The organism is Kosakonia sp. SMBL-WEM22, assembly GCF_014490785.1.
Lineage (GTDB): Bacteria > Pseudomonadota > Gammaproteobacteria > Enterobacterales > Enterobacteriaceae > Kosakonia.
Genome location: NZ_CP051488.1, coordinates 959,201 through 971,067, shown reverse-complemented (window position 1 = coordinate 971,067; position 11,867 = coordinate 959,201). Strand labels below are relative to the sequence as shown.

11 protein-coding genes are annotated in these 11,867 nt (G+C 54.2%); 4 read left to right on the top strand and 7 right to left on the bottom strand.

Annotated features, from left to right (window positions below; genetic code table 11):
* Positions 1-5: 5 nt before the first annotated feature.
* The 7 genes from cdsA to rpsB all read right to left on the bottom strand — a co-directional run bounded on the left by cdsA (position 6) and on the right by rpsB (position 6,411).
* On the bottom strand, positions 6-863 hold the full coding sequence (cdsA, locus tag HF650_RS04600) for a phosphatidate cytidylyltransferase (RefSeq protein ID WP_187801371.1): 858 nt from the start codon (positions 861-863) through the stop codon (positions 6-8).
* Positions 864-875: 12 nt separating this feature from the next.
* Positions 876-1,634 (bottom strand): (2E,6E)-farnesyl-diphosphate-specific ditrans,polycis-undecaprenyl-diphosphate synthase, encoded by a 759-nt coding sequence (ispU, locus tag HF650_RS04595; RefSeq protein WP_023480217.1) that lies wholly within the window; start codon positions 1,632-1,634, stop codon positions 876-878.
* Between the two features lie 186 nt (positions 1,635-1,820).
* Positions 1,821-3,017: a 1-deoxy-D-xylulose-5-phosphate reductoisomerase gene (ispC, locus tag HF650_RS04590; RefSeq protein ID WP_187801370.1), complete on the bottom strand. Its 1,197-nt coding sequence runs from the start codon at positions 3,015-3,017 to the stop codon at positions 1,821-1,823.
* 97 nt (positions 3,018-3,114) lie between these two features.
* Complete coding sequence (gene frr / locus HF650_RS04585; protein WP_017457998.1) at positions 3,115-3,672, bottom strand: ribosome recycling factor; 558 nt, start codon at positions 3,670-3,672, stop codon at positions 3,115-3,117.
* A 150-nt stretch (positions 3,673-3,822) separates the two neighbouring features.
* Positions 3,823-4,548 carry a UMP kinase gene (gene pyrH / locus HF650_RS04580; RefSeq protein WP_187801369.1) on the bottom strand — a complete coding sequence of 242 codons (726 nt, stop codon included), beginning with the start codon at positions 4,546-4,548 and terminating at the stop codon, positions 3,823-3,825.
* A 145-nt stretch (positions 4,549-4,693) separates the two neighbouring features.
* On the bottom strand, positions 4,694-5,545 hold the full coding sequence (gene tsf / locus HF650_RS04575; RefSeq protein ID WP_023480457.1) for a translation elongation factor Ts: 852 nt from the start codon (positions 5,543-5,545) through the stop codon (positions 4,694-4,696).
* Between the two features lie 140 nt (positions 5,546-5,685).
* Entirely contained in the window at positions 5,686-6,411 is a 726-nt protein-coding gene (rpsB, locus tag HF650_RS04570; protein ID WP_023480483.1) for a 30S ribosomal protein S2, read from the bottom strand.
* 309 nt (positions 6,412-6,720) lie between these two features.
* On the opposite strand from rpsB, the gene map reads away from it, so the two are divergent.
* From map to HF650_RS04550, 4 genes are all read left to right on the top strand, one after another.
* Positions 6,721-7,512: a type I methionyl aminopeptidase gene (gene map / locus HF650_RS04565; RefSeq protein WP_187801368.1), complete on the top strand. Its 792-nt coding sequence runs from the start codon at positions 6,721-6,723 to the stop codon at positions 7,510-7,512.
* Between the two features lie 153 nt (positions 7,513-7,665).
* Positions 7,666-10,341, top strand: a complete 2,676-nt coding sequence (glnD, locus tag HF650_RS04560; RefSeq protein WP_187801367.1) for a bifunctional uridylyltransferase/uridylyl-removing protein GlnD — start codon at positions 7,666-7,668, stop codon at positions 10,339-10,341.
* Between the two features lie 34 nt (positions 10,342-10,375).
* Positions 10,376-11,200 (top strand): 2,3,4,5-tetrahydropyridine-2,6-dicarboxylate N-succinyltransferase, encoded by an 825-nt coding sequence (gene dapD, locus HF650_RS04555; protein ID WP_187801366.1) that lies wholly within the window; start codon positions 10,376-10,378, stop codon positions 11,198-11,200.
* Positions 11,201-11,321: 121 nt separating this feature from the next.
* On the top strand, positions 11,322-11,711 hold the full coding sequence (locus HF650_RS04550) for a DUF3461 family protein (RefSeq protein WP_023480393.1): 390 nt from the start codon (positions 11,322-11,324) through the stop codon (positions 11,709-11,711).
* Positions 11,712-11,867: the final 156 nt, after the last annotated feature.

Here is an 11,867-nt window from a genome sequence, read left to right as displayed (position 1 = left end):
TTCCGTCAAATCGTCCTGAAAACCAGCAGTAACAGACAGGCAAATACGGGAACCGCTGCCGTCAGGCTGTCAATGCGATCCAGTATACCGCCGTGGCCTGGAATAAGATGACCACTATCTTTAATGCCGGCTTCGCGCTTAAACATGCTCTCGGTTAAATCGCCCAGCACCGAGGCCAGCGCGGCCACCACAGAGCAGATCAGCAGCGTCGAGTGTGCCACTTCAAGATTCGCCCATGCGCCGTAGCCCCAGGAGATGATGCCTGCGGTCAGCAATCCGCCGAGGAAACCTTGCCAGGTTTTACCCGGCGACACCTTTGGCGCCAGCTTATGTTTGCCAAATAGTTTGCCAAACATATATGCGCCAGAGTCTGCTCCCCAGACAAGGATCATGACGTAGAGCAACCAGATTGCCCCGCTATAGGGGTTGGCCTCGTAGTGCCAAACCCGCAGCGCCAACATTCCCCAGAAGAAAGGAATGATGGTGAGAACGCCAAACAGCAGGCGCAGCGCTTTAGAGTTGCGCCACAGCGCCGCAGAGGCAGGGTAACCCAGCACCAGCCCCAATGCCGCCAGCCACCACACCAGAGAGGCCCAGAGCGAGCCCTCAATAAGCGGTTGATGGACGTTGTGATGATACTCCGGCAGCGTAAACAGCATCAGCGCTAGTAGCAGCCCACAGAGCACCGCCAGCCAGACGCGCTGCGTGCGCGAGGTTAAACCACTCAGTTGACCCCATTCCCATGCGGCAAGCATGCAAACGGCGAGAGTGATAATCGCAAAGCCCACCGGTGGCAGCAAAAAAAGTGCTGCAATAACAATGGGTATCAATACTAACGCAGAAATCAGGCGATACTTCAGCAAAAGCAACCCCCATCAGGCTTTGTCGCCACCAGGCTCGGTACCACCGAAACGACGCTCTCGATTAGCAAAGGCATTCAGCGCACCTTCAAAGTCTTGTTCATCAAAATCAGGCCAAAGAACATCAGTAAAGTAAAGTTCGGCATAGGCAATTTGCCAAAGTAAAAAATTACTTATGCGATGTTCGCCGCCCGTCCTAATCACTAAATCAACGGGAGCCAGCTCATGCATGCAGACTTGCTTGTTCAGCGTCTCTTCATCTATTTCGTCCGGGCGCAACAGCCCTTCCTGCACTTGCTCAGCTAAATGCCGAACTCCCTGAACGATATCCCAACGCCCACCATAGTTGGCGGCAATATTTAACGTTAGCCCGCTGTTCTGGGCGGTTAACGCTTCCGCTTTGCGGATTCGCTCCTGCAAACGCGCATTAAACCGGCTGGTATCGCCAATAATGCGTAAACGAACATTATGGCGGTGCAGGCTTTTCACTTCGCTATCCAGCGCCCACACAAACAGTTCCATCAGCGCACTCACTTCCTGCGCCGGACGGTTCCAGTTTTCGCTACTAAAAGCATACAGCGTCAGCGCGTCGATACCATTATTGGCGGCAAAAGAGACTGCGCGGCGAACGGATTTCGCTCCCGCTCGGTGTCCAAAGGCACGGAGTTTCCCCTGCCTTTTTGCCCAGCGACCATTGCCATCCATAATTATCGCTACATGGCGGCAGCCATGCGTTGGCAAATTTTCGCTTATCGGTTGGTTAGCAGACAACATAACGCGTTTTAGTCCCTGAAAAGGATTTAGCGGTACTCAGGAATACAAAAGCCTTCACACAAAAAAGCCGCGCAAACCACGGCTTACACAATTCGCCATAATAAAAAGCGGCAATTTTGTGGCGCAGACTATATCACTGAAGCCCTACGCTAACAAATAGCACCGTCACTCCGGACAGCATTATCACTAGCTTGCGAAGCGCATCACTTGTTTTTGCGCAATCTCTCGTGCCAGTACATCGACGGCCAGAACGTCATCAATACTCTGCGGTTCGCGTAAATCCATCTGTTCAAGCACAGAGAGATTGAGAGCGGCGATATCAGTGAAACGGATAGCTGATGCCAGGAAAGCCGAAACGGCCACCTCATTAGCTGCGTTTAGCGCGGTTGTCGCCGCCTGGCCTTCGCTGGAGGCATCAATTGCCAGCTTCAGACAGGGATAACGATCGTAATCGGGGGCGGCAAAACTTAATGCGCTCAGCTTGCAGAAATCAAGGGCGTTGACACCTGACGACACACGCTCAGGCCAGGCCATTGTGTGTGCGATGGGTGTTCGCATATCCGGCTCACCCAACTGCGCCAACACACTGCCATCCTGATAACGCACCATGGAGTGGATCACCGATTGCGGATGTATCAACACTTCCATCTGCTGGGCAGCGGCATTAAACAACCAGCGTGCTTCAATGTATTCCAGACCTTTATTCATCATGGTGGCGGAATCAACGGAGATTTTACGCCCCATCGACCAATTCGGATGGCGACAAGCCTGATCCGGCGTCATCAGCGCCAGATCCGCCACCGGCGTCTCCCGGAATGGGCCACCAGACCCGGTAAGCAGAATCGACGATACGCCATTCTGTTCGAGATCAGCGTACCCGAGGTTATGCTGGATTGGTTCCGGCAAACTCTGAAAAATCGCATTATGTTCGCTATCGACCGGCAGCAGCTGTGCCCTACTCTCTTTCACCGCCTCCATAAACAGGCGGCCGCAGGTGACAAGCGACTCTTTATTAGCAAGCAGTACACTTTTACCGGCACGAATAGCGGCAAGCGTAGGCAATAATCCCGCCGCGCCGACGATAGCAGCCATGACTTGATCGACCTCATCAAGCGCAGCCATCTCACAGGCGGCCTGCTGGCCACTCAGCACTTCCGTGCGGCTGCCATGCTCGCTTAGGGTGCGCTGTAACTGCTGCGCGCTGGCAGCGTCATCCATCACCGCATAGCGTGGAGAGAACTCGAGGCACTGCTCAACCATGCGCGCGACATTTTTTCCCGCGACTAGCGCGGTGACGGTAAAACGATCGGGATTATGACGAACCACAGCAAGCGTGCTGCAACCTATGGAACCCGTTGAGCCCAGAAGAGTTAAATGCTTCATGAAACGCTCGCAACGTTGCAAGGAGGGAAAGCAAAAACGCCGTCAGCAAGCCGCTTGCACGGCTCTCTGGACGGCGTTTTAGTCGTTTAGTATCGAATCAGAACTGCATCAGTTCCGCTTCTTTATCCGCCAGCGCCGCGTCAACTTTCTTGATCGCAGCGTCGGTCAGCTTCTGCACGTCATCCTGAGAACGGCGATCGTCATCTTCGCTGATCTCTTTGTCTTTCAGCAGCGCTTTCACTTTGTCGTTAGCGTCACGGCGCACGTTACGCACGGCAACACGGGCCTGCTCAGCTTCGCCACGCACCACCTTGATCAGGTCTTTACGACGCTCTTCGGTCAGGGCCGGCAGCGGAACGCGAATATCGCTGCCCGCAGAGCTTGGGTTCAGACCCAGATCGGAGGTGAGGATCGCTTTTTCAACGGCCGGGCTCATCGAGCGATCGAAGACGTTGATTTTCAGTGTGCGAGAGTCTTCTACCGTTACGCTGGCCAACTGACGCAGCGGCGTCGGCGTACCGTAATATTCCACAACGATGCCGTCCAGCAGGCTCGGAGAAGCACGGCCAGTACGCACTTTGCTGATTTGGGTTTTGAACGCTTCAACGCATTTGTCCATGCGCACTTCAGCATCTTTTCTGATATCGCTAATCACGTTACGGATCCTTGAAATCTTGTCGCAGACAGGCCATACGGCGGTTGTGCTAAGTATAGCCTTGTTCCCATGATGGCATCGTAAAGATACCGGAACGCTCTGCTGGATAAATTAAAGCGGAATCTTACCTTTATTTATTGCTTACGGGAATTATTCCGTAATCAATGTGCCCTCTTTTTCGCCCATTACCACGCGGCGCAGCGCGCCTGGTTTGTTCATATTGAACACACGAATCGGTAATTTATGGTCGCGGGCCAGGGTAAAGGCGGCCAGATCCATCACTTTCAGCTCTTTCTCAAGTACTTCAGTATAGGAGAGGCGCTCGCAGAGGGTGGCGGTCGGATCCAGCACCGGATCGGCGGTGAATACGCCGTCAACTTTGGTCGCTTTCAGCACCACATCGGCTTCGATCTCGATACCGCGCAGGCAGGCTGCGGAGTCGGTGGTAAAGAACGGGTTACCGGTACCGGCGCTGAAAATCACTACGCGGTTATTACGCAGCAGGCTAATTGCTTCAGCCCAGCTGTAGTTGTCACACACGCCGTTTAACGGGAATGCGGACATCAGGCGCGCGTTCACATAGGCACGATGCAGAGCATCACGCATTGCCAGGCCGTTCATTACTGTTGCCAGCATACCCATGTGATCGCCCACAACACGGTTCATGCCCGCTTTCGCCAGGCCCGCACCACGGAACAGGTTACCCCCGCCAATGACCACGCCAACCTGAATACCCAGTTCAACCAGCTCTTTAATTTCCTGCGCCATACGGTCAAGAATGCTTGCGTCGATACCGAAACCTTCAGAGCCCTGAAGCGCTTCGCCACTCAGCTTAAGCAGAATGCGTTTGTAGATGGGTTTTGCATTGGTAGCCATGTTTCTTTCCTGAGACTGTGAACAATTAGACGGGTTTAATCTGGCGCTATGATACGTCGCCTGTCAGCGCTAGCACTAGAGTGCCGGCTGTTTTTCAGATGAAGGACATAAAAAGAAGCCGCCCTCAGGCGGCTCCTTTTATTGATTAAGACTGCTTGGACATGGCAGCAACTTCTGCTGCGAAGTCAGTCTCAACTTTCTCAATGCCTTCGCCCACTTCGAAGCGGATGAAGCCAGTCACGTCAGCGTTGTGCTCTTTCAGCAGCTGACCAACGGTTTTGCTCGGGTCCATAACAAAAGGCTGGCCGGTCAGAGAAACTTCGCCGGTGAATTTCTTCATGCGGCCTTCAACCATTTTCTCTGCGATCTCTTTCGGCTTGCCAGACTGCATGGCGATATCCAGCTGAACCTGGTACTCTTTCTCAACCACTTCAGCAGACACGTCTTCCGGCTTAACGAATTCCGGCTTGCTTGCAGCAACGTGCATAGCCAGCTGCTTAACCAGCTCCTGATCTGCGCCTTTCGCCGCAACCAGAACACCGATACGCGCGCCGTGCTGGTAAGAGCCCAGTACTTCGCCTTCCAGGGAGGAGACGCGACGGATGTTGATGTTCTCACCGATTTTAGCAACCAGTGCAACGCGCTCTTCTTCGAACTGCGTTTTCAGAACTTCAACGTCGGTGATTTTGCCAGCAACAGCAGCGTCCAGAACTTTGTTAGCAAATGCCTGGAAACCAGCATCTTTAGCAACGAAGTCAGTCTGGCAGTTAACTTCCAGAATGATGCCGTAGGTGCCGTCGATTTTGGTGATGATCACGCCGTCAGCAGCAACGTTGCCCGCTTTTTTCGCCGCTTTGATTGCACCGGACTTACGCATGTTCTCGATTGCCAGCTCGATGTCGCCGCTTGCTTCGGTCAGCGCTTTTTTACAGTCCATCATGCCTGCGCCAGTACGTTCACGCAGCTCTTTTACCAGGGATGCGGTAATTTCAGCCATTCTTTAATCCTCGGGAGAGATATGACCTGCCCGGTTCCAGGAACCAAACAGGCTTGAAAGTGAAAAAGGGGGCCATAAACAGGCCCCCTAACCAAACTCGGTACTACCTGCTCAATAAGGGGCTCAGCGAGCGTGCCTTATTACTCAGCTTCTACGAAGCTTTCTTCCGCCTGAGTAGCCAGATCAGAAGAACGGCCTTCACGAACGGTAGCAGCAACGGCATTCAGGTACAGGCTAACAGCACGGATTGCATCGTCGTTACCCGGGATAACGAAGTCAACGCCGTCCGGATCGGAGTTGGTATCAACGATAGCAAATACCGGGATACCCAGGTTGTTTGCTTCTTTGATTGCGATGTGCTCGTGGTCAGCGTCGATAACAAACAGTGCGTCCGGCAGGCCGCCCATGTCTTTGATACCGCCCAGGCTGTTTTCCAGCTTGTCCAGCTCACGAGTGCGCATCAGCGCTTCTTTCTTGGTCAGCTTGTCGAAGGTGCCGTCCTGAGACTGAGTTTCCAGGTCTTTCAGACGTTTGATGGACTGACGAACGGTTTTCCAGTTAGTCAGCATGCCGCCCAGCCAGCGATGGTTCACGAAGAACTGATCGCAATTCTGAGCTGCTTCTTTCACCGCTTCGCTTGCAGCGCGTTTAGTACCAACGATCAGGATCTTGCCTTTACGAGCAGAGATCTTGTTCAGCTCAGCCAGGGCTTCGTTGAACATCGGTACAGTTTTCTCAAGGTTGATGATGTGAACTTTGTTACGCGCGCCGAAGATGAAAGGCTTCATTTTCGGGTTCCAGTAACGGGTCTGGTGACCAAAGTGAACACCAGCCTTGAGCATGTCGCGCATGGAAACAGTTGCCATGATTAAAACCTCTATATAAAAGTTGGGGTTATGCCTCCACGTATCCCATATTACCGACCCCGAAGGGCACCCCGGAATATGTGCCGATACGTGTGTGTTATTACACAAAGTGAGATTTGTGGCTCCCATCCCGAAACAGGAACGGAAGTCCGGCGCGCTTTATATCACAAAAGCGAACAGGACACCAATAGTTGTTGCCGCAGCGTGCTGTTAACGATTCTCAATTTGGCACAACGCTTGCCCGACTGTTACCATTGACAGCACTACTCCTGGTATAGTCGAAAAAATCGACACTGATGGACACTTCTCATGGCTATCTCTATTAAAACACCCGAAGAAATTGAAAAAATGCGCGTTGCCGGCCGCCTCGCTGCCGAAGTGCTCGAAATGATCGAAGCGCACATTAAACCGGGCGTCAGCACCGGTGAACTGGACCGCATCTGTAACGATTACATCGTTAATGAGCAACACGCTGTGTCAGCTTGCCTGGGCTACCACGGCTTCCCGAAATCGGTCTGTATCTCGATTAATGAAGTGGTTTGCCACGGTATTCCGGATGACGAAAAACTGCTGAAAGATGGCGATGTGGTTAACATCGACGTCACCGTCATCAAAGATGAGTATCACGGCGACACCTCGAAGATGTTTATCGTCGGTAAACCGACCATTCTGGGCGAGCGCCTCTGCCGCGTTACCCAGGATAGCCTCTATCTGGCGCTGCGCATGGTAAAACCGGGTATTCGTCTGCGTACCCTCGGAGCGGCTATTCAGAAATATGTTGAAGGCGAAGGCTTCTCCGTGGTGCGCGAATATTGCGGTCACGGCATTGGTCGCGGCTTCCACGAAGAGCCGCAAGTCCTGCATTACGACGCCGATGACGGCGGCGTGGTGCTGAAAGCGGGTATGACTTTCACCATCGAGCCGATGGTCAATGCCGGTGATTACCGCATTCGCACCATGAAAGATGGCTGGACGGTGAAAACCAAAGATCGCAGCCTCTCCGCGCAGTATGAGCATACGATTGTCGTTACCGAAACCGGGTGTGAGATCCTTACGCTGCGTAAAGATGACACCATCGAGGCTGTACTGACCGCTGCCTGATAGTGCCAGATTGCCTGACATAACGGTCCGCTTCGCGGGCCGTTTTTTTTGCCCCCTTCCCGGCCGGGTCATACATATAAACGACTTTTCATTTCCATCCATCTCTTTTACTTTGTTTTGCAGTGGATCCGCACGCCAACTGGGTGGCTAATCATGAGCAATATCTCTTCCGAACAATTTGTCAGCAACGTTCAGCCCACCCTTCCCGGCCAGCCTGAACACCCCGGCGTGTGGCCCGCAGAGGAGCTGCACTGCGCCACCATCAAGGCGCGTATCGATACTTTTCAACAGTGGCTGGGGCAGGTGTTTGACGCCGGGATCTCGGCCGAGCAGTTAATTGAGGCGCGCACCGAATTTATCGATCAGCTTTTGCAGCGCTTGTGGCTGCAATATGGCTTTGGCGATGCGGGCGATACCGCGCTGGTGGCCGTTGGCGGCTATGGTCGCGGTGAGCTGCATCCGTTGTCCGATATCGATCTGCTGATCCTCAGCCGCAATAAGCTGCCGGACGAGCAGGCGCAAAAAATTGGCGAGCTGCTGACGCTGCTATGGGATGTAAAGCTGGAAGTGGGTCACAGCGTGCGCACGCTGGATGAGTGTCTGCATGAGGGGTTATCGGATCTTACTGTCGCCACCAACCTTATCGAATCACGCCTGCTGGTCGGCGATGTCGCGCTGTTCCTGGAACTGCAAAAACATATCTTCAGCGATAACTTCTGGCCATCAGAGACCTTCTTCCCGGCGAAAGTGGTGGAGCAGAACGAACGCCATCAGCGCTATCACGGCACCAGTTATAACCTTGAGCCCGATATTAAAAGCAGCCCCGGCGGTCTGCGCGATATTCATACCCTGCAGTGGGTCGCGCGCCGCCATTTTGGTGCTACCTCGCTTAATGAGATGGTTGGCTTCGGCTTTCTGACCGAAGCGGAACGCAATGAACTGAATGAGTGCCTGCATCTGCTGTGGCGCATTCGCTTCGCCCTGCATCTGGAAGTGACGCGCTACGATAACCGCCTGCTGTTTGATCGCCAGCTCAGCGTCGCGCAGCGCCTTAACTATGTTGGCGATGGCAATCAGCCTGTTGAGCATATGATGAAGGACTTCTTCCGCGTTACGCGCCGCGTGTCGGAGCTCAACCATATGCTGCTGCAACTCTTCGACGAGGCGATTCTGGCCCTGACGCCCGACGAAAAGCCGCGCGCGATCGATGATGAGTTCCAGCTGCGCGGCACGCTTATCGATCTGCGGGATGAGACGCTGTTTATCCGCGAGCCGCAGGCGATTTTACGCATGTTCTCAATTATGGTGCGTAACAGCGCTATTACCGGCATCTACTCCACTACCCTGCGCCACTTGCGCCATGCGCGCCGCCATTTAACCCAGCCCCTCTGCTACATTCCGGAAGCGCGCACCATCTTCCTCAGTATGCTGCGCCATCCGGGCGCGGTGAGCCGTGGATTGTTGCCGATGCATCGCCACAGCGTGCTGTGGGCCTATATGCCGCAGTGGTCGCACATTGTCGGCCAGATGCAGTTCGACCTCTTTCATGCTTATACCGTCGATGAGCACACCATTCGCGTGTTGCTGAAGCTGGAGAGTTTTGCCAAAGAGGAGACGCGCAGCAAGCACCCGCTCTGCGTGGAGCTCTGGCCGCGCCTCACGCACCCGGAGCTGATTCTGATTGCGGCGCTGTTTCACGATATCGCCAAAGGGCGCGGCGGCGACCACTCGGTGCTGGGGGCGCAGGATGTGCTGAAGTTTGCTGAACTTCACGGCCTGAACTCGCGGGAAACGCAACTGGTCGCCTGGTTGGTGCGCCACCATCTGCTGATGTCGGTCACCGCGCAGCGCCGTGATATTCAGGACCCGGAGGTGATCAAGCAGTTTGCCGAAGAGGTGCAGACGGAGAACCGCCTGCGCTTTTTGGTCTGCCTGACAGTTGCGGATATCTGCGCCACCAACGAAACGTTATGGAATAGCTGGAAGCAGAGCCTGTTGCGCGAACTCTACTTCGCCACTGAAAAACAGCTGCGCCGCGGAATGCAAAACACACCGGATATGCGCGAGCGCGTGCGTCACCACCAGCTGCAAGCGCTGGCGCTGCTGCGCATGGACAATATTAATGAGGAGCGGCTGCACCAGATTTGGGCGCGCTGTCGTGCTAACTACTTTGTCCGCCACAGCCCAAATCAGCTCGCCTGGCACGCGCGCCATCTGCTGCAACACGATCTGACCAAGCCGCTGATCCTGTTAAGCCCGCAGGCGACGCGCGGCGGAACCGAGATCTTTATCTGGAGCCCGGATCGACCCTATCTCTTTGCCGCCGTCTGCGCCGAGCTGGATCGCCGCAATCTCAGTGTCCATGACGCGCAGGTCTTTACCACCCGCGATGGCATGGCGATGGATACCTTTATTGTGCTGGAGCCGGACGGCAGCCCGCTCTCTGCCGATCGCCACGAGGCGATCTGCTTCGGGCTGAAGCAGGCGATTACCCAGCACACCTGGCAGCCGCCGCAGCCGCGTCGTCAACCGGCCAAACTGCGCCACTTTACCGTCGATACCGAAGTGAATTTCCTGCCGACCCATACGGACAGAAAATCGTTCCTCGAGTTGATTGCGCTTGACCAGCCTGGGCTGCTGGCGCGGGTCGGGCAGATTTTTGCCGACCTTGGAATTTCGCTGCACGGGGCAAGAATTACAACCATTGGCGAGCGAGTAGAAGATTTATTCATAATTGCTACCGCCGACCGGCGTGGCCTTAATAATGCGCTGCAAAAGGAGGTGCAACAACGGTTGACAGAGGCCCTCAATCCAAACGATAAAGGGTGATTATTTTTTTACACAAGATGGAAAGAGTTTAACAATGCAGCAGTTACAGAACGTTATTGAAGCCGCTTTCGAGCGCCGCGCAGAAATCACCCCGGCCAATGTCGATACCGTGACCCGTGAAGCGGTCAACCAGGTTATCGCCCTGCTTGACTCCGGCGCGCTGCGTGTCGCAGAAAAAATCGACGGTCAGTGGGTCACCCGCCAGTGGCTGAAAAAAGCGGTTCTGCTCTCTTTCCGCACCGTCGATAACCAGGTTATCGACGGTGCGGAGAGCCGCTACTTCGATAAAGTCCCGATGAAGTTCGCTGATTACGACGAAGCGCGTTTCCAGAAAGAGGGTTTCCGCGTAGTGCCGCCAGCGGCAGTGCGTCAGGGCGCGTATATCGCCCGTAACACGGTGTTGATGCCTTCCTATGTCAACATCGGCGCTTATGTCGATGAAGGCTCAATGGTCGACACGTGGGCAACCGTCGGCTCCTGCGCGCAGATCGGTAAAAACGTTCACCTCTCCGGCGGCGTGGGTATCGGCGGCGTACTGGAACCACTGCAGGCAAATCCGACTATTATTGAAGATAACTGTTTCATCGGCGCGCGCTCCGAAGTGGTTGAAGGCGTGATCGTTGAAGAGGGTTCGGTGATCTCGATGGGTGTCTATATTGGTCAAAGCACCCGTATTTACGACCGCGAAACGGGCGAAGTGCATTATGGCCGCGTACCGGCAGGCTCAGTGGTGGTGTCGGGCAACCTGCCGTCGAAAGATGGTAAATACAGCCTCTACTGTGCGGTTATCGTGAAAAAAGTGGATGCGAAAACCCGCGGCAAAGTTGGCATTAACGAACTGCTGCGCACCATCGACTAAGCCTTTTCCCTCTCCCCGTGCGGGAGAGGGTGATATAGCCCGCCTTTTTTGCATACGTCAGTGGCGAAAATAGATTTTTTCGTTAATTATTCATAGGTTATGTTGAGCTTAAGGGTCCGCTATGTACGACAATCTTAAAAGTTTAGGCATTACCAATCCCGATGAAATCGATCGTTATAGTCTCCGCCAGGAAGCGAATAACGACATCCTGAAAATCTATTTTCATAAAGATCGCGGCGAGTTCTTCGCCAAGAGCGTCAAGTTCAAATATCCGCGTCAGCGCAAAACCGTGGTCGCCGATGGCGTCGGCCAGGGTTACAAAGAGGTGCAGGAGATCAGCCCTAACCTGCGTTACGTGATTGATGAGCTGGATCAGATCTGCCAGCGCGATCGCACTGAAGTGGATTTGAAGCGTAAGATCCTTGACGATCTGCGCCATCTTGAAAGCGTTGTTACCAATAAGATCAGTGAAATCGAATCGGATCTTGAGAAACTGACGCGCGGGAAATAAGTTTTATCACCGCCATCTGGCCTGTTAAGCCTGATGGCGGCTTTGCCCCGTTACTGAGCCATCCCAAACCGGCACGATCATGTAGGCCGGATAAGCGCAGCGCCATCCGGCAAAAAGCAGCGCGTAGGCCAGATAAGCACCTCATCCCTATCAAAC

Coding starts and splice junctions, on each gene's coding strand:
- ispU (WP_023480217.1), bottom strand. CDS start 1,634: ATGTTGTCTGCTAACCAACCGATAAGCGAAAATTTGCCAACGCATGGC.
- tsf (WP_023480457.1), bottom strand. CDS start 5,545: ATGGCTGAAATTACCGCATCCCTGGTAAAAGAGCTGCGTGAACGTACT.
- pyrH (WP_187801369.1), bottom strand. CDS start 4,548: ATGGCTACCAATGCAAAACCCATCTACAAACGCATTCTGCTTAAGCTG.
- ispC (WP_187801370.1), bottom strand. CDS start 3,017: ATGAAGCATTTAACTCTTCTGGGCTCAACGGGTTCCATAGGTTGCAGC.
- HF650_RS04550 (WP_023480393.1), top strand. CDS start 11,322: ATGTACGACAATCTTAAAAGTTTAGGCATTACCAATCCCGATGAAATC.
- dapD (WP_187801366.1), top strand. CDS start 10,376: ATGCAGCAGTTACAGAACGTTATTGAAGCCGCTTTCGAGCGCCGCGCA.
- map (WP_187801368.1), top strand. CDS start 6,721: ATGGCTATCTCTATTAAAACACCCGAAGAAATTGAAAAAATGCGCGTT.
- glnD (WP_187801367.1), top strand. CDS start 7,666: ATGAGCAATATCTCTTCCGAACAATTTGTCAGCAACGTTCAGCCCACC.
- rpsB (WP_023480483.1), bottom strand. CDS start 6,411: ATGGCAACTGTTTCCATGCGCGACATGCTCAAGGCTGGTGTTCACTTT.